22 protein-coding genes are annotated in these 24,829 nt (G+C 70.9%); 12 read left to right on the plus strand and 10 right to left on the minus strand.

Annotated elements, in window-relative coordinates; all coding sequences use genetic code 11:
- Window positions 1-109 precede the first annotated feature (109 nt).
- A complete protein-coding gene (locus tag E0H26_RS19070) occupies window positions 110-1,102 on the plus strand; it encodes an endonuclease/exonuclease/phosphatase family protein (protein ID WP_131305420.1) in 993 nt (330 codons plus the stop codon).
- Between the two features lie 73 nt (window positions 1,103-1,175).
- On the opposite strand, the gene cimA is transcribed toward E0H26_RS19070, so the two are convergent.
- The gene (cimA, locus tag E0H26_RS19075) at window positions 1,176-2,753 is read right to left on the minus strand and encodes a citramalate synthase (RefSeq protein WP_131305422.1); all 1,578 of its coding nucleotides are present in this window, start codon (window positions 2,751-2,753) and stop codon (window positions 1,176-1,178) included.
- Between the two features lie 370 nt (window positions 2,754-3,123).
- Between cimA and E0H26_RS19080 the strand changes: the two genes are divergently transcribed.
- A complete protein-coding gene (locus E0H26_RS19080) occupies window positions 3,124-3,582 on the plus strand; it encodes a PRC-barrel domain-containing protein (protein ID WP_131305425.1) in 459 nt (152 codons plus the stop codon).
- A gap of 72 nt (window positions 3,583-3,654) precedes the next feature.
- Window positions 3,655-4,395: a tyrosine-protein phosphatase gene (locus E0H26_RS19085; RefSeq protein WP_131305427.1), complete on the plus strand. Its 741-nt coding sequence runs from the start codon at window positions 3,655-3,657 to the stop codon at window positions 4,393-4,395.
- A 76-nt stretch (window positions 4,396-4,471) separates the two neighbouring features.
- On the opposite strand, the gene E0H26_RS19090 is transcribed toward E0H26_RS19085, so the two are convergent.
- Window positions 4,472-5,569 (minus strand): branched-chain amino acid aminotransferase, encoded by a 1,098-nt coding sequence (locus tag E0H26_RS19090; protein WP_131305429.1) that lies wholly within the window; start codon window positions 5,567-5,569, stop codon window positions 4,472-4,474.
- Between the two features lie 223 nt (window positions 5,570-5,792).
- The gene (locus E0H26_RS19095; protein WP_131305431.1) at window positions 5,793-6,824 is read right to left on the minus strand and encodes a 3-isopropylmalate dehydrogenase; all 1,032 of its coding nucleotides are present in this window, start codon (window positions 6,822-6,824) and stop codon (window positions 5,793-5,795) included.
- Window positions 6,825-7,042: 218 nt separating this feature from the next.
- Between E0H26_RS19095 and E0H26_RS19100 the strand changes: the two genes are divergently transcribed.
- On the plus strand, window positions 7,043-7,888 hold the full coding sequence (locus E0H26_RS19100) for an FAD:protein FMN transferase (RefSeq protein WP_131305433.1): 846 nt from the start codon (window positions 7,043-7,045) through the stop codon (window positions 7,886-7,888).
- Between the two features lie 408 nt (window positions 7,889-8,296).
- A complete protein-coding gene (locus E0H26_RS19105; RefSeq protein ID WP_131305435.1) occupies window positions 8,297-8,656 on the plus strand; it encodes a hypothetical protein in 360 nt (119 codons plus the stop codon).
- 81 nt (window positions 8,657-8,737) lie between these two features.
- On the opposite strand, the gene serA is transcribed toward E0H26_RS19105, so the two are convergent.
- The 5 genes from serA to E0H26_RS19130 form a co-directional block, all read right to left on the minus strand.
- On the minus strand, window positions 8,738-10,336 hold the full coding sequence (serA, locus tag E0H26_RS19110) for a phosphoglycerate dehydrogenase (RefSeq protein ID WP_131305437.1): 1,599 nt from the start codon (window positions 10,334-10,336) through the stop codon (window positions 8,738-8,740).
- A gap of 298 nt (window positions 10,337-10,634) precedes the next feature.
- Entirely contained in the window at window positions 10,635-11,648 is a 1,014-nt protein-coding gene (gene ilvC, locus E0H26_RS19115; RefSeq protein WP_131305439.1) for a ketol-acid reductoisomerase, read from the minus strand.
- 83 nt (window positions 11,649-11,731) lie between these two features.
- Window positions 11,732-12,247 (minus strand): acetolactate synthase small subunit, encoded by a 516-nt coding sequence (ilvN, locus tag E0H26_RS19120; RefSeq protein ID WP_131305441.1) that lies wholly within the window; start codon window positions 12,245-12,247, stop codon window positions 11,732-11,734.
- Complete coding sequence (locus E0H26_RS19125; RefSeq protein WP_131305443.1) at window positions 12,247-14,112, minus strand: acetolactate synthase large subunit; 1,866 nt, start codon at window positions 14,110-14,112, stop codon at window positions 12,247-12,249. Before E0H26_RS19125 ends, ilvN begins: the two co-directional genes overlap by 1 nt.
- 182 nt (window positions 14,113-14,294) lie before the next feature.
- On the minus strand, window positions 14,295-16,673 hold the full coding sequence (locus tag E0H26_RS19130) for a putative bifunctional diguanylate cyclase/phosphodiesterase (protein WP_420812859.1): 2,379 nt from the start codon (window positions 16,671-16,673) through the stop codon (window positions 14,295-14,297).
- Between the two features lie 128 nt (window positions 16,674-16,801).
- Here E0H26_RS19130 and ilvD point away from each other — a divergent pair, with 128 nt between their 5' ends.
- Window positions 16,802-18,649, plus strand: a complete 1,848-nt coding sequence (ilvD, locus tag E0H26_RS19135; protein ID WP_131305447.1) for a dihydroxy-acid dehydratase — start codon at window positions 16,802-16,804, stop codon at window positions 18,647-18,649.
- A 116-nt stretch (window positions 18,650-18,765) separates the two neighbouring features.
- On the opposite strand, the gene E0H26_RS19140 is transcribed toward ilvD, so the two are convergent.
- Complete coding sequence (locus E0H26_RS19140) at window positions 18,766-20,337, minus strand: right-handed parallel beta-helix repeat-containing protein (protein WP_131305449.1); 1,572 nt, start codon at window positions 20,335-20,337, stop codon at window positions 18,766-18,768.
- A 460-nt stretch (window positions 20,338-20,797) separates the two neighbouring features.
- Between E0H26_RS19140 and E0H26_RS19145 the strand changes: the two genes are divergently transcribed.
- From E0H26_RS19145 to E0H26_RS19160, 4 genes are read left to right on the plus strand one after another with little or no spacing between them, the layout of a single operon-like run.
- The gene (locus tag E0H26_RS19145) at window positions 20,798-21,061 is read left to right on the plus strand and encodes a hypothetical protein (RefSeq protein ID WP_131305451.1); all 264 of its coding nucleotides are present in this window, start codon (window positions 20,798-20,800) and stop codon (window positions 21,059-21,061) included.
- 11 nt (window positions 21,062-21,072) lie between these two features.
- Entirely contained in the window at window positions 21,073-21,333 is a 261-nt protein-coding gene (locus tag E0H26_RS19150; protein ID WP_131305453.1) for a hypothetical protein, read from the plus strand.
- A complete protein-coding gene (locus tag E0H26_RS19155) occupies window positions 21,330-21,986 on the plus strand; it encodes a hypothetical protein (RefSeq protein ID WP_131305455.1) in 657 nt (218 codons plus the stop codon). The genes E0H26_RS19150 and E0H26_RS19155 overlap by 4 nt, the downstream gene beginning before the upstream one ends.
- Window positions 21,973-22,404: a hypothetical protein gene (locus E0H26_RS19160; protein WP_131305457.1), complete on the plus strand. Its 432-nt coding sequence runs from the start codon at window positions 21,973-21,975 to the stop codon at window positions 22,402-22,404. The genes E0H26_RS19155 and E0H26_RS19160 overlap by 14 nt, the downstream gene beginning before the upstream one ends.
- A gap of 26 nt (window positions 22,405-22,430) precedes the next feature.
- Here the strand turns inward: E0H26_RS19160 and E0H26_RS19165 are convergent, their stop codons facing one another.
- The gene (locus E0H26_RS19165; protein ID WP_131305459.1) at window positions 22,431-23,267 is read right to left on the minus strand and encodes an SMP-30/gluconolactonase/LRE family protein; all 837 of its coding nucleotides are present in this window, start codon (window positions 23,265-23,267) and stop codon (window positions 22,431-22,433) included.
- Window positions 23,268-23,402: 135 nt separating this feature from the next.
- Here E0H26_RS19165 and E0H26_RS19170 point away from each other — a divergent pair, with 135 nt between their 5' ends.
- Both E0H26_RS19170 and E0H26_RS19175 read left to right on the plus strand, forming a co-directional pair.
- The gene (locus E0H26_RS19170) at window positions 23,403-24,014 is read left to right on the plus strand and encodes a hypothetical protein (RefSeq protein WP_131305461.1); all 612 of its coding nucleotides are present in this window, start codon (window positions 23,403-23,405) and stop codon (window positions 24,012-24,014) included.
- Window positions 24,015-24,082: 68 nt separating this feature from the next.
- Complete coding sequence (locus tag E0H26_RS19175; protein WP_131305463.1) at window positions 24,083-24,799, plus strand: hypothetical protein; 717 nt, start codon at window positions 24,083-24,085, stop codon at window positions 24,797-24,799.
- Window positions 24,800-24,829: the final 30 nt, after the last annotated feature.

Genomic DNA, 24,829 nt, shown 5'->3' on the forward strand with positions numbered 1-24,829 from the left:
AAAGTGAAGCGCGAACCATTCACGAAAACAACAGCCGAAGTTCGGTGGTCGCGTTTCCGCCGACCTGCCGAGCCGCTGCACACGCCAGCCGACCGCTAGCCTCCAGGCTGTGCAGATCACCGTTGCCGGACGCTGTCGGGCCTCCCTCGTAGGCACCGCGGTCGGCTGGCTCGCCGTGGCACCAGGTGCTGCCTGGGCGCTCGCCCGGCTGGTGGGCCTGGACCGCGGGCCGCTGGTGCAGGCGCTCGCGTTCACGCCGTACGCGGCGGTCGCAAGCCTGGTGCCGCTGCTGCTCGCGCTCGCCCTGCGGCGCCGGTGGCCGGCGGTGGTGGCGGCGGTGACCACCGCGACGCTGCTCGCGGTGGTGGCGCCCCGCGCGCTGCCCACGGCACAACCGGCGGTCGCCGGGCCGACGGTACGGTTGCTCACCGCCAACCTGCTGGCCGGCGCCGCCGACGCGGCGACGGTGGTCGAGGTGGTCCGCACCGAGGGTGTCGACGTGCTCGTCGTGCAGGAGTTCACCCCGACGGCCGAGGCCGAACTCGACCGGCTCGGTCTCGACCAGCTGATGCCGTACCGGCAGCTCAACCCGGTGGTCGGCACGCCCGGTTCGGGGCTGTACGCCCGGCATCCGATCAGTGCCGGCGGCATCCGGTCGCTGCGCGGCGCCTGGGGCTTCACCCAGGCGTACGCGACGGTGCGGGTGCCGGGCGCACCCGAGGTACGCGTCGAGTCGGCGCACCCGGCGGCACCGTACGCGGTGAACCAGGTGGGCTACTGGCGCGACGACCTGGCGGCCCAGCCACCGGCCACCCCCGACGGGCCCCTGAGCATCCTCGCCGGTGACTTCAACGCCACCCTCGACCACGGGCCACTGCGCGCCCTACTGCGCACCGGCTACGTCGACGCCGCGGCGGCGGTCGGCGCGGGGCTCGCCGGCACCTGGGGACCGTACGACGGTGACCTCATCCCGCCGGTCGTGATCGACCATGTGCTGGTCGACCGCCGCATCGCGGTACGCGACCTGACCGTACGCCCGCTGCCCGGCAGCGACCACCGGATGCTCCTGGCCGAACTGCGGCTCCCCGCAACCGACAGCTAGGCCCCGCTCCCCCGTGATTGGCCGTTAACAAGGGGCCCTTCCGCTACCGCAGGCGTTAACAAGGTGCCCTTCCTTACCGCCGGCCGAGGCCGTAGGTGAGGGCGTCGACCAGGGCGTGCCAGCTCGCCTCGACCACGTTGGGGTGCACGCCGACGGTGGTCCAGCCGTCACCACGACCGTTGGCGGTCTCGACCAGCACCCGGGTCACCGCGCCGGTGCCGTGGCTGCCCTCCAGGATGCGCACCTTGTAGTCGGCCAGCTCGAAGTCGCGCAGCTCCGGGTAGTGCCGGCCGAGGCCGACCCGCAGCGCCTCGTCGAGCGCGTTGACCGGGCCGTTGCCCTCCGCCGTGGCGATCACCCGCTCGCCGCCTACCCAGATCTTCACCGTCGCCTCGGAGATCACCGCCCCGTCCTCCCGGTGCTCGACCAGTACCCGGTACGACTCCAGGGTGAACGGCCGCACCGGCGCCGCGTCCGGCAGCTCGGAGCGGACCAGCAGCTCGAACGAGGCGTCGGCGGCCTCGAACGACCAGCCGCCGGCCTCCAGTTCCTTGACCCGGTTGGTGACCCGGGACAGCGTCTCCGGATGGCCGGCCAGATCCAGCCCCAGCTCGCGGCTCTTGAGCTCGATGCTGGCCCGGCCGGCCATCTCGGTGACCAGGATCCGCATGTCGTTGCCCACCACCTCGGGTTCGACGTGGTTGTAGAGCAGCGGATCCACCTTGATCGCGCTCGCGTGCAGCCCCGCCTTGTGGGCGAAGGCGGCGGCCCCGGCGTACGCCTGGTGGGTGTCGGGGGCGATGTTGGCGATCTCGGCGATGGCGTGGGAGACCCGCACCATCTGCTCCAGGCAGCCCTCCGGTAGGACCGGCAGCCCGAGCTTGAGCTGGAGGTTCGCGACGACCGCGAAGATGTCGGCGTTGCCCGGCCGCTCGCCGTACCCGTTGGCGGTGCCCTGCACGTGACGGACGCCGGCCTCCACGGCGGCGATGGTGTTGGCCACCGCGCAGGCGGTGTCGTTCTGCGCGTGCATGCCGAGCAGGTCCGCCGCGACGCCGATCCGGTCGGTGAGGTCGGCGATGGCGGCGGTCACCTGCGACGGCAGCATGCCGCCGTTGGTGTCGCAGAGCACGAACCGTTCGGCGCCGCCGGCCAGGGCGGTCTCCACCACCGACGCGGTGTACGCCGGGTCGTGGCGGTAGCCGTCGTAGAAGTGCTCGCCGTCGACGAAGACCCGACGCCCCTCGGCGACCAGGTGGGTCACCGTGTCGTGGATCATCGCCAGGTTCTCCTTGGCGGTGGTGCGCAGCGCCCGCTCGACGTGTCGCAGGTCGGCCTTGGCGACCAGGGCGATCGCCGGGGTCTGCGCGTCCAGCAGCCCCCGCACCTGCGGGTCGTCGGCGGCCACCGCGCCCGCCCGGCGGGTCGCGCCGAAGGCGACCAGCACCGCGTGCCGCAGGTCGAGTTCGGTACGCGCCCGGCGGAAGAACTCCGTGTCCTTGGGCACCGCGCCCGGCCACCCACCCTCGATGAACCCGACGCCGAACTCGTCGAGCAGCCGGGCCACGGCGAGCTTGTCGACCACCGAGTAGCTGAGCCCTTCGCGCTGGGCGCCGTCGCGCAGCGTGGTGTCGTAGACCTGGAACGTCATGGTGATCCCTTCATCAGGCACCGGCCGGCGCAACAAAAAGACCCCCCGCGGCTGCGGGAGGTCTGCGCGCTCGGCGGAGGGGAGGCCGGCGCGCTAGTTGCCAATAATGCGGGCGGTGCTGGTCACGCTCAGCACTCTGCCACTCGACAGCGGTGTCTGGGAGGCGGAATCCACATATCGGGACGGTGGCGTCGCTGGCCCGGCCTGCGGTGACGCGCCCCAGTTCGTGATCCCAGCAGCCTGGCAACCCACGAGGGTCGGGCGTGGTGGTGCCTCGTGGGTGTAGGGCGCAGCGCACGGGGTAGGAGTTTTCGGGACAACGAACCACGTACCTCCGAGACGACTATCCAGTCGAGGCAGGAGAGATCCCATGGACAGGCTCGACCAGAACGCCACCCATGCCACGCCGGATCCGGCGCTGCGCGCCGTCGATCAGGACGTTGTCGTCGGCGGCAGCCCCGCCGGTGCCTTCAACCCGTGGAGCTACCGCGACGACGCCGGGGTCGCCGGCACCAACCTGATCGGCTACAAGGTCGAGGCCAGTGACGGCTCGATCGGCAAGATCGACGGCGACAGCAGCGAGGTCAACGCCAGTTACCTGGTCGTCGACACCGGCCCGTGGATCTTCGGCAAGAAGGTCATGCTGCCGGCCGGCACCGTCAATCACGTCGACCACGACGAGCAGAAGGTCTACGTCGACCGCAGCAAGGACCAGATCAAGGCGGCACCGGAGTACGACGAGACGGCCAGCGACCCGGCGTACCGGGACAAGCTCGGCGGGTACTACAACGACACCTACGCCGCGACCCCGCCCGGCGGTCTCCGGTAAAGGCACCCTGACACACGGCCTCGGTGTGAACGGCCGGTGGGAGTCCGTCCCGCCGGCCGTTACCGTGTCCGAATGGACGCGATCGAGGACAAGCGCAGGATTCCCTTCACCGCGATGTTCAACTTCCGGGACGTCGGCGGCTACCGCGGCCTGGACGGGCGAACCGTCCGCTCCAGCCGGCTGTACCGCTCCGACTCGCTGCACCGGATGGACGCCGCGGACCAGGACGCGTTCCGGGCGCTCGGCGTACGCACCGTCATCGATCTGCGCCGTCCGCAGGAGGTCGAACGGTACGGCCGCGTCCCCGAGTTCCCCGGCCTCGCCTACCGGCACATCCACCCGGAACACGCGGCGTGGGAGGAGCAGCCGTACCAGCAGGGCCGCGATCTGGCCCGCTACCTCGCCGACCGGTACGCCGACCTGGCCCGCACCGGCACCGCCGGGCTCGCCGAGGCGATCGGCCTGATCGCCGACAGCGCCAACGCGCCGGTGGTGGTGCACTGCGTCGCGGGCAAGGACCGCACCGGCATCGTCTGCGGCCTCACCCTCGCGGTGCTCGGCGTGGACGATGCCGAGATCGCCGCGGACTACGCGTTGAGCACCGAGGCGTCGCAACGGTTCGCCGCCTGGGTCGCCACCGCCCATCCCGAGGTGCCGGAGCTGCCCGCCCCGTACCTGTCCTCACCGGCCGAGACGATGCGGCTGTTCCTGGCCGAGATCCGCGAGGGGCACGGCTCGGTCGACGACTACCTGCGGCACGCCGGGGTCACCGACGACCAACTCGCCGCCCTGCGCACCCACCTGCTCGACTAGGTTCTATCTCGCGGATCTTGGTGCGAAACGACCCCCATGAAGGCCGTTTCGTACCAAGATCCGCGGCTACGACATCTCAGAGCACGCGGTGGACCCAGTTGTGGGGGTCGGCGGCCTTGCCGCGTTGCAGGTCGGCCAACTGCTGGCGCAACGCCATCGTGACCGTGCCGGGTGCGCCGCCGCCGATGGTGAACTCGCCCTCGGGGAACCGCACCCGACCGATGGGGGTGATCACCGCGGCGGTGCCGCAGGCGAAGACCTCCCGCAGCCGGCCGCTGGCGGCGTCCGCCTGCCAGTCGGCGAAACTCACCGGCCGCTCCTGCACCGCGTGCCCGGCCGCCGCGGCCAGGGTGAGCACCGACTCCCGGGTGATGCCGGGCAGGATCGTGCCGGTCAGCGGCGGGGTCGCCACCGAGCCGTCGTCGTAGACGAAGAAGACGTTCATGCCGCCCAACTCGTCGACGTACCGGCGCTCCACGGCGTCGAGGAAGACCACCTGCTCGCAGCCGTGCTCGGCGGCCTCGGCCTGCGCGGCCAGCGAGGCCGCGTAGTTACCGCCGCACTTCGCCGCGCCGGTGCCCCCGGGCGCGGCCCGGGTGTAGTCGGGCGAGACCCAGACCGTCACCGGCTTGACCCCACCGGCGAAGTACGCGCCCACCGGCGAGGCGATCACCACGTAGAGGTACTCGTTGGCCGGCCGGACGCCGAGGAAGACCTCGCTGGCGAACATGAACGGCCGCAGGTAGAGGCTGCCCTCCGCACCCTCCGGAATCCACTCACGGTCGATCTCGATCAGCCGCTGCAACGAGTCGACGAAGGTCTGCTCGGGCAGCGCCGGCATGGCCATCCGGGCCGCCGAGGTGTTGAACCGGGCCGCGTTGGCGTACGGCCGGAACATCGTCACCCCGCCGTCGGCCGTGCGGTACGCCTTCATCCCCTCGAAGATCTCCTGCGCGTAGTGCAGCACCGCGCTGGCCGGGTCCATCGGGATCGGCCCACGGGCCTCGACCCGGGCGTCGTACCAGCCCTTGCCGTCGGCGTAGCGGATGGTGACCATGTGGTCGGTGAACACCCGGCCGAACCCGGGGTTGGCCAGCAGCGCGGCCCGGTCGGCGGCGGATACCGGCGCGGGATTCGGACGGGTCTCGAAGTCGAGCTTGTCACCACCGCTCATCGCGCTGACCTCCCTGAGGGATGACGGCATGCGCCGACCGCACGCCGGAAACAGTTTTGTGCCAGAAAACTTACCCCGAACGCCCGTTCAGCGGGTAGGTCGACCGGTGGGTGGCGCTGGACGACGCCGGGGTCGGGGCCGGCTGGTCAACGTGGGTCGCCGCGACCGGGACCCGTGGGCTCCCGGTACGCCGTCTTGCCCCCGATGGCCTGCGGCGATCGACTCAGGCGGCTACCTGGGCCGCGATCCGGTCGCCCACCTCGGCGGTGCGTACGGCTCCGCCCGGCGTACGGCTGGCCAGTTCCGCGCCGACCGCGGCGGTGATCCGGGCCGCCGCGTCGGCGTGCCCGAGCTGGTCGAGCAGCAGCGCGCCGGAGAGCACGGCGGCGACCGGGTCGGCCACCCCACGCCCGGCGATGTCCGGTGCGGAGCCGTGCACCGGCTCGAACATCGACGGGTACGTCCCGTCGGGGTTGATGCTGCCGCTGGCGGCCAGGCCGATTCCGCCGGTCACCGCGGCGGCGATGTCGGTGAGGATGTCACCGAAGAGGTTGTCGGTGACCACCACGTCGTAGCGCTGGGGCTGGGTGACCAGGAACATCGCGGCGGCGTCGACGTGCTGGTACTCGGTGGTCACGTCCGGGTGTTCGGCGGCGACCGCCGCGAAGGTGCGGGCCCACAGCGAGCCGGCGTGGGTGAGCACATTGGTCTTGTGCACCAGGGTCACCTTGCGCCGCTCCCGACGCCGGGCCCGGGCGAAGGCGTCACGGACCACCCGTTCCACGCCGTGCCGGGTGTTCAGGCTCTCCTCGGTGGCGACCTCGGCCGGGGTGTCGCGGTGCAGCGTGCCACCGGCGCCGGCGTACAGCCCCTCGGTGCCCTCGCGGACGACCACCAGGTCCACCTCGCCGGGCTTCACCGTGGCCAGCGGACTGGTCACCGCGGGCCAGAGCCGCGACGGGCGCAGGTTGACGTACTGGTCGAAGGAGAAACGCAGCTTGAGCAGCAGGCCCCGCTCCAGCACACCGGGCGGGACGGTGGGATCGCCGACCGCGCCGAGCAGGATGGCGTCGTGCCCGGCCAGCTCGGTCAAAACCGAGTCGGGCAGCACCTCGCCGGTGCGGTGGTAACGTGCCGCGCCGAGGTCGTACTCGGTCGCCTCGACCCCGGGCAGCACCGCATCGATGACCTTGCGGGCCTCCGCGACCACCTCGGGTCCGATCCCGTCCCCGGCCACCACCGCGATCCGTGCCACGTCCGTCAGCTCCTTCGCTCGTATCGGCTCGACGGTACGCCGCCGTCTCGCCCCCCGGTACGAGTGTTCCACTTTTCGGGAATTGGAACGCACAGCAGCTTCTCAGCCTCCGCTCATGCTGCCGTCATCTGCACTGCTTAACGTGAGCGCCGACGGGCCGGCCAGGCCCGGACGACCAGCACCAGGGCGCGGCTGGACGTCGAGGAAGGGCGGACGCGATGTGGGCCGACGAGCAGCCACGTACCCGCTGGGTCGACCCGGCGACCTTCCGCTACCGCCGGCCAGACCTGCGGTTGGGCACCCGCGATCCGCGTCCTGACCGGGCCGGCCTGGTGGCCGGCGACCGGCTCGCCGTGCGGCACACCGTACGCACCTCGACCGCCGAGTACACCCTGCTGCTGAACGCGCCGCCCTGGCTCGGCCGACGCGGCGCCGGCGAGGCCCTGCGGGACGCGGTGGCCGAACTCCGGGCGATCGACCTCACCTACGGTCCGAACCGCCCGGAGAGCCTGGTGTCCCGGCTACGCCGGGGCGAGATCAGCCCGGAGTTCTATCCGCCACTGGCGGATCTGGTGGACCGGTGCAGCGCGATGCGGGCCGCCACCGACGGCTGGTTCGACGCCTGGGCGGTGCCCGGCGGGTTCGATCCCGGTGGCCTGCTCGGCGGGTGGGCGGTCGAGCGGGCGGCGGCCCGGCTGCGCGCCGCCGGCATCCACGACTACGCCGTGCTCACCGGCGCCGACCTGGTGGTACGCGGTCACGCCGGGCACGGTGGCCCGTGGCGGGTCGCCGTGCACCACCCGACCGACCGGCGCCGGCCGCCCCTGGTGCTGGAGATGACGGCGGGCGCGATCGGCACGTCGGGGGTCACCGGGCGGCGGGGACACGTGGTGGACCCGAAAACCGGTGAACCGGCCGAGCAGATGGTCGCCGCCACTGTGGTGGGACCGGACCTCGCCATCGCCGACGCCTACGCCACCGCGCTGTACGCCGCGGGCCCGACCGGGCTGAGCTGGTTCCGTTCCGGATCGGACTACCGCGCCCTCATCGCCACCGACCGCTGAACCCGCCCACGCACCCGAGGCGAGCCTGTTCGGTCGCGGGCGGCGCTCCACCGTCGGGATCGCCGCGACGCGACGACCGGCCGCCGTCAGAGTGGAATCTCCATCGTGGAGGGACAGCGATCGGCCTCCACAGTCGCGGCAACGACCGTGGAGGCCGGTCGACGACGAGTGCGCATGGCTCGCGCAATCGAGGGGTGCGGGCCGGTCGGTCGGACGTCGACCTCGTCACCCGAAGACGGGCCGGCGTCACAGGCTCGGCCAGAAACCGCATACGTACGCTATCGAATCGACGCGATTCGCGGCAAGGGTTCCACAGAGGACCATCCGTCCCGGTCCGGCCGACTCACCGGCTGCCCTGTGGTAGGGCCATTTTCGACAAGGTGAACCGCAGATGGCACGCTGTCGGCCGTGAGTTTCGATCTGAGCGTGTGGGCCCTGGCGGACGGGGCGACGCCTGAGGACGTGCGAGCGGCGGTGCTGCGGTGCCGGGAGGGCCAGCACGGCAAGCGCCAACCGGATCCACGGGTGGTGGCCTTCTACCGGGCGATCACCGCCAGCTATCCCGACCGGCCGGCGGTCCCCGGGACGCCCTGGGCAGTGACGCCGCTGCACGCGGCAGCCGACCACGTCGAGCTGAACCTGGATCCTGGCTGCGCCGACCAGGTGCTGCTCGACATCGAACGGCTGGCCGGAGAGCACCGGCTGATGCTCTTCGACGCCCAGGACGGCTCGGTCTACCCGCCGCCGGCAGCTCGGCTGCCCGGCTGACCCACCGGCCTCGGCACAACTGAAACGGGACGACGAGGGGCCCGGCCAAAGGCCGGGCCCCGTCGCCGTGTGCCTGGACTACTACTCGTCGCGCAGGTCCGCCGCGCTGGCCGCGGTCGCGCCGATCGAGTCGGCCGCCGAGGTGAGCAGGTCGGCGCCGAGCGCCTGGTCGACGGTGAGGGTCATCAGCGTCTCGCCGCCGGCCTCCCGGCGGGCCACCTGCATCGCCGCGATGTTGATGCCGGCCTCGCCGAGCAGCGTACCGACGGTGCCGACCACGCCCGGCCGGTCGACGTAGCGGAGGAAGAGCAGGATGCCCTCCGCCCCGATCTCCACGTCGAAGCCGTCCACCTCGGTCAGCTTGAGGATGTCCCGGGTGCCGGCCTGGGTCACGGTGCCGGAGACGCTGACGGTACGACCGTCGGGCAGCGCCCCCCGTACGGTGACCAGGACCGGGTGCTCCACGGTCTCGGTCTGGGTGGTCAGCGACACCTCGACACCACGCTGGGCGGCCAGGTGCGGCGCGTTGACGTAGGTCACCTGCTCCTCCACCACCGAGCTGAACAGGCCCTTGGTGGCGGCGAGCTTGAGCACCGAGACGTCGTGGTCGACGATCTCGCCGCGTACCTCGACGGTGACGCTGGCCGCGACGCCGCCGGCGACGGCGGTGAAGGCCCGGCCGAGCTTCTCGGCCAGCGGCAGCAACGGCCGCACGTCCTCGGCGACCACGCCGCCGGCCTGCACGTTGACCGCGTCCGGCACGAACTCGCCCTGCAACGCCAGCTTGACGCTCTTGGCCACGGCCAGGCCGGCCTTGTCCTGCGCCTCGGCGGTGGAGGCGCCCAGGTGCGGGGTGGCCACCACGTTGTCGAAGGCGAACAGCGGCGAGGAGGTGCACGGCTCCTTGGCGTAGACGTCCACCCCGGCGCCGCCGACCCGGCCCTCGGCCAGCGCGTCGGCCAGCGCCTGCTCGTCGATCAGCCCGCCCCGGGCGGCGTTGACGATCCGTACGCCCGGCTTGACGATGGACAGTTCCTTCTCACCGATCAGGCCCACGGTCTCCGGGGTCTTCGGCAGGTGGATGGAGATGAAGTCGCTCTCCCGCAGCAACTCCTCCAGGCCGACCAGCCGCACCCCGAGCTGCGCGGCGCGGGCCGGCTGGATGTACGGGTCGTACGCGATCAACCGGGTGCCGAAGGCGGCGATGCGGGACGCGAACAGGACACCGATGCGACCGAGGCCGACCACGCCGACGGTCTTGCCCTGGATCTCCACACCGGTGTACTTCGACCGCTTCCACTCCCCCGCCTTGAGCGCGGCGCTGGCGCTGGCGGTGTTGCGGGCGACCGCGAGCAACAGCGCCACGGCCTGCTCGGCCGCGGAGACGATGTTGGAGGTCGGAGCGTTGACGACCATGACGCCCCGCGCGGTGGCGGCCGGCACCTCGACGTTGTCCAGACCCACACCCGCCCGGGCCACGACCTTGAGCCGGGGTGCGGCGGCGATCGCCTCGGCGTCGATCTGGGTGGCGCTGCGGACGATGACGGCGTTGGCCTCGGCGAGTGCGGAGAGCAGAGCCGGGCGGTCGGTGCCGTCGACGTGCCGGACGTCGAAGTCGTGGGCGAGCACCTCGATGGCGGCAGGGGCGAGTTCTTCGGCGATCAGTACGACAGGAGTCATTGGTCCTCGTAGATGTCGTCAGAGCAGTCGGCCGGTGCGGTGGACGCTGCGCTGCGCCCGGCGCGTGCATGGGCCATGGCCGTCAGGTGCCGCCTGGAGCACCTACCCGCGATCGTAGGGGCCTGGCCGCCCGACGTGCCCCGGAGTACGGGGTGAGTGCCCTCACAAACCGGACGTGACGTGCGTGTTAACGATCGGTTAGCCAGCCCCGGACAGCACGGCACCCGCACCCGACGTCGGGGAGAACGTCGGGTGCGGGTGCCGTTGGTGAAACTGCTCTCAGGCCGCCGAGGAAACCTCAGGCGGTCTCGGTGATCGGGCGGTCCACCCAGCTCATCATGCCGCGCAGCTTGGCGCCGGTCTCCTCGATCGGGTGCGCCGCGCCCTCGGCCTGCCACTTGCTGAAGTTGGGACGGCCGGCCTCGTCCTCGGCCACCCACTCGCGGGCGAACTCACCGTTCTGGATCTCGCCGAGGATCTTGCGCATCTCCTCCTTGACCCGGCCGTCGATGACGCGCGGGCCGCGCGACAGGTCGCCGTACTCGGCCGTGTCGGAGACGCTGTAGCGCATCCGGGCGATGCCGCCCTCGTACATCAGGTCCACGATCAGCTTCAGCTCGTGCAGGCACTCGAAGTACGCCACCTCGGGGGCGTAGCCGGCCTCGGTGAGCACCTCGAAACCGGTCTGCACCAGTGCCGCCGCGCCGCCGCAGAGCACCGCCTGCTCACCGAAGAGGTCGGTCTCGGTCTCCTCGGTGAAGGTGGTCTTGATCGCGCCGGCCCGGGTGCCGCCGATGCCCTTGGCGTACGACAGGGCCAGCGCGAGGGCGGTGCCGCTGGCGTCCTGCTCGACGGCGACCAGGCAGGGCACGCCCTTGCCGTCGACGTACTGCCGGCGGACCAGGTGACCGGGGCCCTTCGGGGCGACCATCGCCACGTCCACGTCGGCTGGCGGCTTGATCAGGCCGTAGCGGATGTTGAAGCCGTGGCCGAAGAACAGCGCCTTGCCCGCGCTGAGGTTCGGTGCGATCGACTCGGCGTAGATGTGCCGCTGCGCGGTGTCCGGGGCGAGGATCATGATCACGTCGGCCTCGGCCGCCGCGTCGGCCGGGGTGAGCACCCGCAGCCCCTGCTCCTCGGCCTTCGGCCGGCTCTTCGAACCCTCCGGCAGACCGATCACCACGTCGACGCCCGAGTCGCGCAGCGACAGCGCGTGGGCGTGGCCCTGGCTGCCGTACCCGATCACGGCGACCTTCTTCGCCTGGATCACGCCCAGGTCGGCGTCGTCGTCGTAGTACACCTCAACGCTCATGACTTCCCTTTCGTACGGCGGCCGTTGCGGTCCGTCGTGGCTGTGGTCTCACCCGGCCCGCAGGCCGGCCGGGGCGGTGTGGGTCAGGCGGCCCGCAGGGCCGGACCGGCGGTGATCGCACGCGGACCGCGTCCGATCGCCACCAGGCCCGACTGGACCATTTCCTTGATGCCGAAGGGCTCAAGGTCGCGCAGCAGCGCGTCGAGCTTGTCGGGGGTGCCGGTGGCCTCGACGGTGAGGGTGTCCGGGGCCACGTCCACCACCCGGGCGCGGAACAGGCTGACCGTCTCCAGGACCTGGCCCCGGGCGTTGCGGTCGGCACGGACCTTCACCAGCAGCAACTCCCGGGCGACCGAGGTCGACGGGTCCAGTTCGACGATCTTTAGCACGTTGACCAACTTGTTGAGCTGCTTGGTGACCTGCTCCAGCGGGGAGGACTCGGCGTTGACCACGATCGTGATCCGGGAGACGTCCGGATTCTCGGTCTCGCCGACGGCGAGACTGTCGATGTTGAAGCCGCGCCGGGAGAACAGCCCGGAGACCCGGGCCAGCACACCCGGCTTGTTCTCCACCAACACCGAAAGCGTATGCATCGTCATTAAATATCGTCCTCGTCGAAGACCGGGCGGACGCCGCGGGCGAACATGATCTCGTCGTTGCTGGTGCCGGCGGCGACCATCGGCCAGACCATCGCGTCCTTGCCGACCACGAAGTCGATGACCACCGGCGCGTCGTTGATGGACATCGCCGCCTCGATCGTCTTGTCCACGTCCTCGGCGTTCTCGCAGCGCAGCCCGACGCAGCCGAGCGCCTCGGCCAGCTTGACGAAGTCCGGAATGCGGTGCTTGTGGGTACCGAGATCGGTGTTGGAGTAGCGCTCGCCGTAGAACAGGGTCTGCCACTGGCGGACCATCCCGAGGTTGCCGTTGTTGATCACGGCGATCTTGACCGGGATCCCTTCCAGCGCGCAGGTGGCCAGCTCCTGGTTGGTCATCTGGAAGCAGCCGTCGCCGTCGATCGCCCAGACCACCGTGTCGGGCTTGCCGACCTTGGCGCCCATCGCCGCCGGCACCGCGTAGCCCATGGTGCCGAGACCGCCGGAGTTGAGCCAGGTCTGCGGCTTCTCGTACGAGATGAACTGGGAGGCCCACATCTGGTGCTGGCCGACACCGGCGACGTAGATCGCGTCCGGCCCGGCGATCTCGCCCAGCCGCTTGATCACGTACTGCGGGGAGAGGGTGCCGTCGGAGGGCTCCTCGTAGCCCAGCGGATAGCGCTCGCGCAGGTCGTCGAGCTGCGTCCACCAGTCGGCGAGGTCGGCGACCCGCCCGGCCGCCCGCTCGGCGGTGACCGCCGCGAGCAACTCGTCGATGACGTGCCGGGCGTCACCGACGATCGGCACGTCCGCGTGCCGGTTCTTGCCGATCTCGGCCGGGTCGATGTCGGCGTGCACCACCGTGGCGTCCGGCGCGAACGAGTCCAGCTTGCCGGTGACCCGGTCGTCGAAGCGAGCGCCGAGCGCCACGATCAGGTCGGCCTTCTGCAACCCGTACACCGCGGCGACCGTGCCGTGCATGCCGGGCATGCCCAGGTGCTGCTGGTGCGAGTCGGGGAAGGCGCCCAGGGCCATCAGCGTGGTCACCACCGGGATGCCGGTCAGCTCGGCCAGCCGGCGCAGCCCCTCGGTGGCACCGGCCTTGAGCACGCCACCGCCGACGTAGAGCACCGGCCGGCGGGCGTTGGTCATCAGCCGGGCCGCCTCGCGGATCTGCTTGCCGTGCGGGTGCATCGTCGGCCGGTAGCCGGGCAGGTCCAGGGTGGGCGGCCAGGCGAAGGTGGTCGGCGCCTGGAGAACGTCCTTGGGAATGTCCACCAGGACCGGGCCGGGTCGACCGGTCGAGGCCAGGTGGAACGCCTCGGCCAGCACGCGGGGAATCTCGCTGGCGTTCTGCACCAGGAAGTTGTGCTTGGTGATCGGCAGCGTGATGCCCTGGATGTCCGCCTCCTGGAAGGCGTCGGTGCCGATCGCGGGACGGGCCACCTGGCCGGTGATCGCCACCAGCGGCACCGAGTCCATGTACGCGTCGGCGATCGGCGTCACCAGGTTGGTCGCGCCCGGGCCGGAGGTGGCGATGCAGACCCCGACCCGGCCGGTGGCCTGGGCGTAGCCGGTGGCCGCGTGCCCGGCGCCCTGCTCGTGGCGAACCAGGATGTGCCGGACGGTCGAGTCGTACAGCGGGTCGTACGCCGGCAGGATCGCCCCGCCGGGAATGCCGAAGACGACGTCGACGCCGAGCGCCTCCAGGGAGCGCACCAGCGAGCCGGCTCCGGAGACCTGAGCGGGGCGTACCGCCAGGGCCGGCGTGGCGGCGGCGCGGGCGTGGTCGGCGTCGCCCGTGGTCTCGGCGGCGTTACGGGCTCGCCGGACGGAGTGGGCGAGCGTCTCGGGCGTGGGTCTCGTCATGGCGGTTGGCCTTCGGCTGGAGTGGGTTGGGCTGCTCACACTGTGTACGCGGGCGAGCCGCGTCCGATGGGTTCGACGGCAAGAAAAAAGCCCTCGTGCCAGATGCACGGGGCCAGCGCACTCTCAGTCAGGGAGAGTGCGCTCAGATAAGTACTCGCAGCGACCGGTACGACGACATGGGCTCAAGCCTGACGCATCTCACGCGATGAGTCAACTGATCCCACATTTTGGTTAACGGAACCCGGCGTGGCGCCTCCGGGCAGCCCGGCAGCACCAGGCGTGACGTGCTCGGGAGCGCCATTTCCGGCCCTCGGAGCGGGCGGCGGCGCGGCCGGCCTGGGCGGGTCCACCGGGCGCGCCGGCCGGGCTCCCGGCGAGGTGGCCGCCTCCAGCATCGCCTCCAGGTGCTCGGCAGGTACGCCCCAACCGAACAGCGCGCCCTGACCGAAGCGGCAGCCGGCGGCCACCACGGCGGCCAGCTCGGTGGGCGTGGTGACCCCCTCGGCGATGACCTCCAGACCGAACTGGTGGCCCAGCCGCATGACGATGTCGACCATCGGCGCGAAGGCCGGACCGTCCCGCCCGACCGGACGGACCGGCTCGTGCTCGGCCACCAGGCCATGGTCGATCTTGAGGATGTCGATCGGGAGCCGGCGCAGCTGCCCCAACGAGGAGTAGCCGGCGCCGAAGTCGTCCAGGGCGATCCGCACCCCGGTCAGCCGCAGCGCGGTCAGCCGCCGGATCAGCTCGTCCAGGTCCGTGGCGACGGCGTGCTCGGTGACCTCCAGCACCAACCGCTGCGGCGGGACGTGGTGGGCGCGCAGCGCCTCGGCCACCTGGACGACGTACTCGGGGGCGTGCAGCTCACGGGGTGAGACGTTCACCGACACCCAGACGTCGTGCCCCTCGGCCAGCCAGCGGGACAGCTGACGACAAGCCTGGTGCAGCACCCAGGCACCGAGTTCGGCGATCATCCCGCACTCCTCGGCCAGCGGGATGAACTCGTCCGGACGGACGCTGCCCAGCTCGGGGTGGGTCCAGCGGAGCAGCGCCTCCGCGCCGACCGGACGCACCGACGGCAACGAGGCCACCGGCTGGAAGACCAGCCGCAGTTCGTCGCGCCCGATCGCGCCACGCAGTTCGTGCTCCAGCGTGGTCCGCCGGCGCAGCAGCCGGTCGTACGCGCCGTCGTACCGCTCGATCCGGTTCTTGCCACGCTGTTTGGCGTAGCGCAGCGCGAGATCCGCGTGCCGCAGCAGCAGTTCGACGTCCGGGGTGTCGGCCCAGGTCGCCAGACCGATGCTGACCGAGAGGAAAACCGGCCCCTCGGGCTGCTGGTAGGCCCCGCCGAGCACCCCCAGCAGCCGCTCGGCGACCACCCCCGCCTCGGCCGGACCACCGTGCATGAGCACCGCGAACTCGTCCCCGCCGAGGCGGGCGGCGAGATCACCGGGGCGAAGGTTGCCGCGCAGCCGCTGACCCACCTCGGCCAGCACCGCGTCACCGACGTCGTGGCCGCGCATGTCGTTGACGTTCTTGAACCCGTCCAGGTCCAGGCTGAGCAGGATGCACGGGTTGCCCGCCTCGGCGCACCGGTGCAGCGCTCGCAGCAGCCCGCGCCGGTTGGCCAGGCCGGTGAGCGCGTCGGTGTGGGCGAGTTGCCGGAAGTGCGCCTCCCGATCCGCGAGCCGCCGGGCGTAGGCCCGCACCTGGTGCAGGGTGAGGTACTGCCGGGCGACCAGGGCGAAGCCCTCCACGCTGCCCGCGATGATGCCGAGCGCGTCGAACCGGCCGTCCTGGAGGAGGTGGTACATCGCCGAGCCGGCCATCGCGGCCATCGGGATGAAGGCGTACTCGCCGTCGTGGTGGATCACGTCGGTGGTGAGCTGCCCCGGCGGGTCGATGCGGTGCGCCGCCACGGCTGTGGTCAGCAGGCCCACGGCGAGCACGACGACGCTGACCGAGGTCACGGTCGGACCGGCCTGGCAGAGCCCGGCGGCGACGCCGAGGCCGCCACAGGTCGCCATGGTGATGCCGGCACCCAACCCGGCGAGCCCACGACGCGGCGGCGTGGCCCGCAGCACCAGGATGACGGCGAGGCCGCAGCACAGCGCCGCGCTGACGGAGGCGAGCAGGATCGCCGGGCAGGCCGTCGGGGTGGCGTCGCCGAGCAGCCGGGTCGGTTCGGAGAGCAGCACCCAGCCGACGAACCACAGCGCGGCGCCCACGACCACGCCGTCCAGGGCGAGCCGCGCGGCCGGGCCCACCGAACCGGCCACCCCGGGCATCCGGAGCAGGCCGGCACAGAAGAGCAGTCCACTCACCGCGGTACCGATCGCGACCGCACTCGCCCAGTTGCTGCCCGGTTCGTACGCCGCCTGCTCGCTGGCGCTCAGCGCCCCGGCCACGGCGAACAGTCCGGTGACCAGGGACACCGCCGCGGCGACGGTGAGCAGCACGTACGCCGGCCGGTGCGGGGCGGCACGGCGCCGGGCGGCGGCGGCCAGCAGCACGCCGGCCGCGAGGGCAGCCAGCGCGCTCAGCACCGCGGCGACGATCATGCCCGGGGGTGTGTGCACGGCGTCAACTCTGCCGGATGGCCGCTCGGCGTGGGGATCGGGTGTGCATCTGTTGGGACACGTCCCGCTCGCCTGTCCGTTGCCGCCTTGGCGGTGCCAGACTGGTGGGCATGCCTGAGCTGCGGTCGAAGACCTCCACGCACGGTCGGACGATGGCCGGTGCCCGGGCCCTGTGGCGGGCCACCGGGATGACCGACGACGATTTCGGCAAGCCGATCGTCGCCATCGCGAACAGTTTCACCCAGTTCGTCCCGGGCCACGTACACCTCAAGGACATGGGTGGCCTGGTCGCCGACGCGGTGGCCGAGGCCGGCGGGGTGGGCCGGGAGTTCAACACGATCGCGGTCGACGACGGCATCGCCATGGGGCACGGTGGCATGCTCTACTCCCTGCCCAGCCGCGAGTTGATCGCCGACGCGGTGGAGTACATGGTCAACGCGCACTGCGCCGACGCCCTGGTCTGCATCTCCAACTGCGACAAGATCACCCCAGGCATGCTGCTGGCCGCGCTGCGGCTGAACATCCCGACCGTCTTCGTCTCCGGCGGCCCGATGGAGGCCGGCAAGACGGTGGCGATCGAGGGCATCGTCCACTCGAAGATCGACCTGATCGACGCGATGATCGCCTCCTCGAACGAGGCGGTCACCGACGACCAGCTCGGCGCCATCGAGCGCTCCGCCTGCCCGACCTGCGGCTCCTGCTCCGGCATGTTCACCGCCAACTCGATGAACTGCCTCACCGAGGCGATCGGGCTGGCGCTGCCGGGCAACGGCTCGACGCTGGCCACCCACGCCGCGCGCCGGTCGCTCTTCGTCGAGGCCGGCCGCACCGTCGTGGAGATCGCCAAGCGGTGGTACAACCACGACGACGCCTCGGTGCTGCCCCGGACGGTGGCCTCCCGGGCCGCCTTCGAGAACGCCGTCGCGCTGGACGTGGCGATGGGCGGCTCGACCAACACGATCCTGCACCTGCTGGCCGCCGCCCGCGAGGCCGAGCTGGACTTCACCGTCGCCGACATCGACGCGATCTCCCGCCGGGTGCCCTGCCTGGCCAAGGTCGCCCCGAACTCGCCGCAGTACCACATGGAGGACGTGCACCGGGCCGGCGGCATCCCGGCCATCCTCGGCGAACTGGACCGCGCCGGCCTGCTGCACCGGGACGTGCACGCGGTGCACTCCCCCACGCTGGCGGGCTGGCTGGCCGACTGGGACGTGCGCGGCGGCTCGGCCACTCCCGAGGCGATCGAGCTGTTCCACGCCGCGCCGGGCGGGGTACGCACCACCGAACCGTTCTCCACCACCAACCGCTGGTCGAGCCTGGACACCGACGCCGCCAACGGCTGCATTCACGACCGGGAGCACGCGTACTCCGCCGACGGCGGGCTGGCCATCCTCTCCGGCAACCTCGCCCCGGACGGCTGCGTGGTGAAGACCGCCGGGGTGCCCGAGGAGTGCCTGACCTTCCGTGGCCCGGCAAAGGTCTACGAGTCGCAGGACGACGCGGTCACCGCCATCCTCGCCAAGGAAGTGGTCGCCGGCGACGTGGTGGTGATCCGCTACGAGGGCCCCAAGGGCGGCCCCGGCATGCAGGAGATGCTCTACCCCACCTCGTTCCTCAAGGGCCGAGGGCTGGGCCGGGCCTGCGCGCTGCTGACCGACGGCCGGTTCTCCGGTGGCACCTCCGGGCTCTCCATCGGGCACGTCTCCCCCGAGGCCGCCTCGGGCGGGCTGATCGCGCTGGTCGAGCCGGGCGACGAGATCGTCATCGACATTCCGGCGCGCACGATCGAGCTGAACGTGCCGGCCGACGTGTTGGACGCCCGCCGCGTCGCCCAGGAGAAGCGCGACCGCCCGTACACCCCCGTCGACCGGCAACGCCCGGTCTCCGCCGCCCTGCGCGCGTACGCCTCGATGGCCACCTCCGCCAGCGACGGCGCCTACCGCCGCGTACCCGAATGAAAGGAAGGGCACCTTGTTAACGCCTCGTGCATAGCAAGGGCCCCCTGTTAACGCCGGACCCGAGAGCACGGGTGTGTGTCGAGGTCCTCGGTCGAGCCGAGGACCTCGACACGCAGCTAGAAGCGGGCTCCGACGTTGGCACCGTTGGACGGGCGCAGGAAGTCCGAGGACGGGATCGAGCCGTCCGCCCGGCGGGCACCGGTGATCGTGCTCGGGTTGGTGCTGGCCAGCGGCCAACTGCCACCGAGATCCCAGGAGTTGCCGCTGCCGCTGGAGTTCGTACCGAGCGACACGTTCGCGCCGTTGGCGACGGCGAGGTTCCCGGTCAGGGTGCTGGCGGAGCGGTTGACGTTGAATCCGGTACCCGGGTTGCGCCAGGCGGTGCTCCGCTCGATCCGGTGCTGCCCCGGGTTGTTGTTGTCGATGAACCCGCCGACCGCGTTGTCCCAGGTCATGCTGTTGCGCACGGTGTGGTTGGCGGACACCCCGTTGCCGCCCAGCTTGAATCCGTTGCCGTCGCCGGTGTAGTCCGGCAGGTTCCAGCGGTTGAACCCGTTGCCCCAGGCCAGGCTGTTCTCGGTGAGGATGGGTGAGCTGAACATCCAGTAGTCCAGCCCGTCGTCGGAGTTGTTCCACAACCGGGCGCCGCGTACCACGTTGCCGCTGCCCGCGCCCTCCTTGATGGCCAGGCCGTCGGCGCTCTCCCCGTTCTTGCGCGGGTCCCGGTTGCCGTACGCGTCCAGGTTGACGATCTGGTTGTTGCTCGACGCCCCCTGAAGGTGGAAGCCCGACTCGTAGTTGTCCCTGGTCACCAGGCGCTCGAAGACACCGTTGTTGACGTCCAGCCCGAACACCCCGTACGGCCCGTTGATGATCTCCAAGCCGATCAGCCGCCACCAGTCGCCCTCGATGTGGATGGCGCCCCGCTCGGCCCGGGGGATACTGCCACCCACCGGGGCCGGTGTGTGCGGCATGTTCTCGCCGTCGATCACGACCCGCTCGTTGGCGTAGTTGCGCAACGTTATCGGCCGACTCGACGTGCCGTCCTTGAGTAGCTGGATGTTGCTGCTGGGCGCGTACGTCCCGCCGCGGAGGAAGATGGTGTGGCCGGGCTGGGCGAGGTCGACGGCCCGCTGGATGCTCGCCAACGGGGCGCTCAGGGTCCCGGGGTTGCTGTCGTTCCCGCTGGTGGCGACGTAGAGCAGGTCCGACGGTTCACCGCCGGCTTCGAGTTCGATGTAGTCGACATTGGGCAGGCCGTCGGCGACTGTCGGGGTGAGCCGGATGGTGTTGCCGCCGGAACGCAGGCTCACCGGCAGCACCTTCGTCACCCAGGCGTCCCAGGTGCCGGTGCTCTCGAACGGCACGTTCCGCACCGTCGCGCCGTTGACGATCAGATCCGCCGGGCGGGAGCCGCTCGTACCGTTGGCGAACCGGACCCGCAGTTCGGCCGGTGCGGCGCTCGCGGCGGTAACGGTGAACTCGGCGTACGCACCGACGGCGTTGTTGCCGTTGCAGAACCCGGTGCCGGAGTAACCGGACCAGTTGGCGTCGATGGTGCCGGTGCACCTCGCCGGGCTGTTCTCGGCCTCGTACCTGGTCGGTGCGGCCGAGGCCGGTCCGACCGTCGACACCGTGACGGCGCCGGCCGCGAGCAGGATCGCGGCGCCGAAGGACTTCCATCTCATGACGCTTCTCCAGGGTGAGCTGAGGATCGACGTTGGCGGCCATCCGTACGACCGACGTCTGCGCCCGGCCCGCCGAACCGCGTACGGCGATGTCGTCTCCGGCCATGCCCGCAGCACGCCCCTGCCCAGGGGGCCACGCAGTCACGACCTCCACCCGACATCGGGAAAGCGCTTTCCAGCCAACTCGAATGATAGCCATAGAGTAGAAAGTGGTCAATGTTCGGCGGTGCTGCGGCAAAGGGCAAACAGGTCTGCGACCTCGGCGAGATTCCCGGGGCCACGGACCGGACCGACACCCAGTCCGCGACGACCACAGCAGCGGCGCAGCTTCCGGAGTTCATCGCCGCGTCCACAACCGACCACCTGAAGCCGCCGGACTGCGGGCCACGCCCATCTCCGATAGTGTCCGCCCGACTACGTAAACATGATCCTCGTTCACGGACGGTAGACGGAGGACCCAATGGCCAGCATCGAAGAGGTCAAGGCGGCATTGATGCAGGCGGCAGAACAGGGAAATGTCACGATCAATCAGATTCGGGCCGCCGCCGAGAACAACGAGCGGATGCTGACCCGCCTGCGTGCCATCGCCGCCGGCACCGGCCATCCGGCGATCGCCGAGGCCATCGCCCGAGGCGAGCAGAGCAAGCAGCGCCTGGCCGAGGCGATGACGCTCGTACAGGGCAGCTCGGAGGCCGCCCGCCGTTACGTCGGCATCCTCGGCTGAGCGCACCGACGGTGAGTATCGGCGAGGTAAAAGCCGCGCTGAGCGCGGCTGTCAACGCTGCCCGTGCGGGCCAGGGCGTATTCGACCGAGCCGTGGCAAAAGCCGAGGCGGCTACCACCGCAGCCGAGGCGGTCTTCCACGGCAGTCGACACGAGGAAGTTGCGGCCACCCGGCAGGCTCTTGTGGCAGCGAGAGCCGAGGTCGAACCGACCCGACGACGCTTTGACGCCACCATGCACCGGACAGCCGAGTACCTCACCCGGCTCGGATGACAGCCAACATCGGCGACCTGGTCGCGCGACTCCTAGCGATACGCGCAGAGCTGGATGCCGCTGCCGTCACCGCACTTCGCGCACAGGCAGATGCCGAGCAGGCGGCTGCGCACCTGGACGGCGTAAGGCAGGGCAGCAACGACTACGGCCTACGTTCCGCTGCGGAGGATGCCAAAGTTGCCCGCGACAAGGCCGGTCGCTATGCCCGCCTCCTGGCCCAAGCGGCCCGTCACATCACCCGCTACATCAATACGATCGCCCCGAGCGCCGCGTCCACAGAGCCTGCCGCAGAGGATGCCTCGCCATCCGGCGAACGTGTCCTGACCGAGGCTGAGCGACGCGGACGGCGCGCCGACGTCGCCTGGCGTAAGCAGGTCAAGAAAGCCGACGACATCGAGGACGGCCTGAAGAACGCCGAGACCAGCGCTCGCGAAATATTCAAGTTCTTCAAGCAGCAGGGTGACGGGAACGGAGGTTCCACAAGCGGTACGACGAACCCCGAACCCGTGCCCGTGCAGGAGCGACCGCACGTCGACAACCCGGTGACCGCCGCAGTGATGGCAGCTGGCGCATTGGCGGTGACCGTGAAGGCGATATGGAACCATGGCAAAACGCGACGAGCACGAGAGCGGGACGAGAGTGATCAAGCCTGAGCTACCCGAGTACATCCGGACGATGGTTCGTGGCGACTACGCGGCGAACGACGCGGTCGAAGCCAAGCTTGACGCCGAGGGCTGGGACGGTCTCCCCCGTTACCTCGCGGCAGTCTTCTTCCTCGCCGTCGATCGCCGCTTCGGCGAAACGGGCAGCCACGCCGAGATCATCGCGTTCGTCGGCGAACTACGCGCCGGGCTCGCCGACGGCGGGCCGGAGATCAACGCCGAGGCGGCCGAGCAGCTCATCTCGTCGATCATCGACCCGTCGCTCGACTACTCGATGAGCCAGGAGATGATCGGCCGCATCCAGGCGGCCACCGTGCAAAAGATCCTCACCGAGGAGAACCTGTCCGACAGCGAGTTGGACTCCCTACTCGCCGAAGCCGCCAACCTGTCTTCCCGCCCTGATCGCTGAGGTTTCCTGATCGAGGCTCATCGCTGTCAGGGGTGGCCGGCTCCGGGGGCTGGTGCGGGGAAGGCGACCACCTGGCCGCTGGGTTGTGCGGGCTCCGGTCCGCCCCACGCCTGACCGACGACGAACAGGCGCGGATCCGGCTCGCGGCTGAGCACGCAGGCGAAAGCGCCCCGGTCGAGGTTGACGGTGGCCAGCACCGCACCGCCCTCGCGTACCCGGACACAGCGCTGGTTGCCGACGTCGGCGTACCAGACGGCACCCTCGGCATCCAGGCAGATGCCGTCGGGATGGTCGCCCGGGGTTTCCGCCCACACTCGCCGGCCGCCGAGGGCACCGTCGCTGCGGATGTCGTAGGCGGTGAGCCGGTTGGCGTACGACTCGGCGACGATCAGGGTCGCGCCGTCCGGGCTGATCGCCATTCCGTTGGGAAAGGCAAGGTCGTCGGCGGCCCGCTCGACGGTGCCGTCCGGGGTGACCAACGCGATCAGGCCGGGGGTGAAGTCACCGCCGGGAAAATCAAAGTTGATGTTGTTGACGTAGGCGTTGCCATGGTCGTCGACCACGATGTCGTTCCACGGCTTGTCCGACATCGTGGCGAGGTCGGCGTGCGGGACCAGTGTCCCGTCGGGTTCGCGGCGCAGCAGTCGGCGTCCGGCCGAGTCCACGATGAGCAGCCGCCCGTCGGGCAGGAAGTCGATGCACATCGGAAACGAGGGGACGGTGGCCACCACCTCGTGGCTGCCGTCGGCGGCCAGTGAGATCACCTGGTTGGCGCCCCAGTCGGAGAACCAGAGCCGCCCGTCATGCCAGCGCGGCGACTCGCCGAACACGACACCCTCCATCAGGATCTCAGGTTCACTCATCACACGTTCCTCCGTTCGCCGTCATCGCAGTAGACAGGACCGGACGCCGGATTCGGCGGCGTTCGCGCAGAGACGGGGCGTGGCGAGCCCTACGCGGGGCAGCGCCCGGTGGTCTCGGCTTGACATCATCGGCGGGTGAATTTCAACAGCCAGAGTTATCGACTGTCGTCCGGCTTCCGGCAGACCCGGGCCGGCCGGTTGACGGTACTGGTACTCCTCGGCGTACTCGGCATCGGCGCCGCCGGCTGCCTCGGCGCCATCCTCGGCATGTTCGTGCTCTGGGCGCTCAGTTCGAGCGGGGCAGACAGTCGGACGCTGTTCAACGTGGTGATGTTCGGCCTTCCGGTGCTGCTCGCCACGACCATGACCGGCTGGATGGTGCGTAACGTGCTCGTGGTGCTGCGGTCGGCCGCCTGGCTGGACGGGACGCGGCTGACCGTCCAGCGGATTCGACCCCGGACGGTGGACCTGGCCACCGCGCACAGCGTGGTGCTGCGGCCGAGCAGCCGGCGGTTCACGATGAGCGCTCCGGGCGTGACCAGGGTCAACGACGAACGGATCCCGGAGTTGCTGGTGGTCGGCCCGGAAGGCACGGTACGCCTCATGCTGGCCGTCGACACCGGTGCGCCGCTGCCCCAGGCCGACCTGTTCGCGCTGGCCAACGTGTTGTCCACGGTACGGCGGCCCGGTGCGGCCGAGGTGGCCCAGGAACTCCACGCCCTGGCCGCCCGGGCCCCGCAGAGCTGAACCCTGCGGGGCATCGCGATCACGCGAGTTCTGTTACTTTCGGCCGGCGACGAGACACGGGGGATCCAATGGTCGTCGAACGAAATCTGCTCGCCATGCGTGCTGCCGCGCAGCAGACGGCATGGCAACTGGACGGGTCGGACATCGTCGGTGAGGGCCGCGACGATGCCCGAGCGGTGCGTGCCCAGGTCGACCACGCCGACCAGGTGACCCACCTGGAGATCGCGCCACGCTGGTCGGCCATGGTGGGCGCGGGCGGCCTCCCCGCGGCGGTGCAAGACGCCATCGAGGCAGCCGTCGAGAGCCGGCGCACGGCGTGGGCGCAGCGGGTCGAGGCCCGAGCCGACGCATCGGCGCCCGCATCGCAGACCGATCCGGCGGTCGACCGGCCCCAGTTCGCCCCGGCCCCGGATCTCGCCGGCCAGGTCGAAGTGCTGCGCCGGACGCTGGCGGATCTGCGGCAGGTCCGATCGGATCTGCGCGGCTTTCGCGACACGCTTCGGGAGCAGGCCCGGCAGGAGGTGGTCGGTCGCGCGGGCGACCGGGTCACGGTACGCCTGACGGGCGGCAAGGTGACCGGCGTCGAGGTCAGCACCCGGTGGCTGCGTGAGCGGCCCGGCAGCCGCGAGTTGGCCGAGGAGATCCTGCGGGCCTGCCGCGAGGCGTACCGCAACGCCGCCGCCCGCGCGACCGAGGCGCTGGCCGCGTTTCCGGCGATAGCCGCCGCCCATCCGGCCGCCGCCGATCCGGTGGCCCTGTTGCGTCGACTCGGTCTGCTGGCCTGAGTCGGCATCCGCCCCAGCTGCGCGTCTGCG

The sequence above is a fragment of the Micromonospora zingiberis genome, from assembly GCF_004331455.1.
In the GTDB taxonomy this organism is placed as follows: domain Bacteria; phylum Actinomycetota; class Actinomycetes; order Mycobacteriales; family Micromonosporaceae; genus Micromonospora; species Micromonospora zingiberis.

Excerpts from the sequence above, each read along its gene's own strand:
- E0H26_RS19125 (WP_131305443.1), bottom strand. The coding sequence starts at position 14,112 with ATGACGAGACCCACGCCCGAGACGCTCGCCCACTCCGTCCGGCGAGCC.
- E0H26_RS19155 (WP_131305455.1), top strand. The coding sequence starts at position 21,330 with ATGACAGCCAACATCGGCGACCTGGTCGCGCGACTCCTAGCGATACGC.
- serA (WP_131305437.1), bottom strand. The coding sequence starts at position 10,336 with ATGACTCCTGTCGTACTGATCGCCGAAGAACTCGCCCCTGCCGCCATC.
- ilvN (WP_131305441.1), bottom strand. The coding sequence starts at position 12,247 with ATGACGATGCATACGCTTTCGGTGTTGGTGGAGAACAAGCCGGGTGTG.
- E0H26_RS19165 (WP_131305459.1), bottom strand. The coding sequence starts at position 23,267 with ATGAGTGAACCTGAGATCCTGATGGAGGGTGTCGTGTTCGGCGAGTCG.
- E0H26_RS19080 (WP_131305425.1), top strand. The coding sequence starts at position 3,124 with ATGGACAGGCTCGACCAGAACGCCACCCATGCCACGCCGGATCCGGCG.
- E0H26_RS19175 (WP_131305463.1), top strand. The coding sequence starts at position 24,083 with ATGGTCGTCGAACGAAATCTGCTCGCCATGCGTGCTGCCGCGCAGCAG.
- ilvD (WP_131305447.1), top strand. The coding sequence starts at position 16,802 with ATGCCTGAGCTGCGGTCGAAGACCTCCACGCACGGTCGGACGATGGCC.
- ilvC (WP_131305439.1), bottom strand. The coding sequence starts at position 11,648 with ATGAGCGTTGAGGTGTACTACGACGACGACGCCGACCTGGGCGTGATC.
- E0H26_RS19100 (WP_131305433.1), top strand. The coding sequence starts at position 7,043 with ATGTGGGCCGACGAGCAGCCACGTACCCGCTGGGTCGACCCGGCGACC.
- cimA (WP_131305422.1), bottom strand. The coding sequence starts at position 2,753 with ATGACGTTCCAGGTCTACGACACCACGCTGCGCGACGGCGCCCAGCGC.
- E0H26_RS19090 (WP_131305429.1), bottom strand. The coding sequence starts at position 5,569 with ATGAGCGGTGGTGACAAGCTCGACTTCGAGACCCGTCCGAATCCCGCG.
- E0H26_RS19130 (WP_420812859.1), bottom strand. The coding sequence starts at position 16,673 with ATGATCGTCGCCGCGGTGCTGAGCGCGCTGGCTGCCCTCGCGGCCGGC.
- E0H26_RS19085 (WP_131305427.1), top strand. The coding sequence starts at position 3,655 with ATGGACGCGATCGAGGACAAGCGCAGGATTCCCTTCACCGCGATGTTC.
- E0H26_RS19145 (WP_131305451.1), top strand. The coding sequence starts at position 20,798 with ATGGCCAGCATCGAAGAGGTCAAGGCGGCATTGATGCAGGCGGCAGAA.
- E0H26_RS19140 (WP_131305449.1), bottom strand. The coding sequence starts at position 20,337 with ATGAGATGGAAGTCCTTCGGCGCCGCGATCCTGCTCGCGGCCGGCGCC.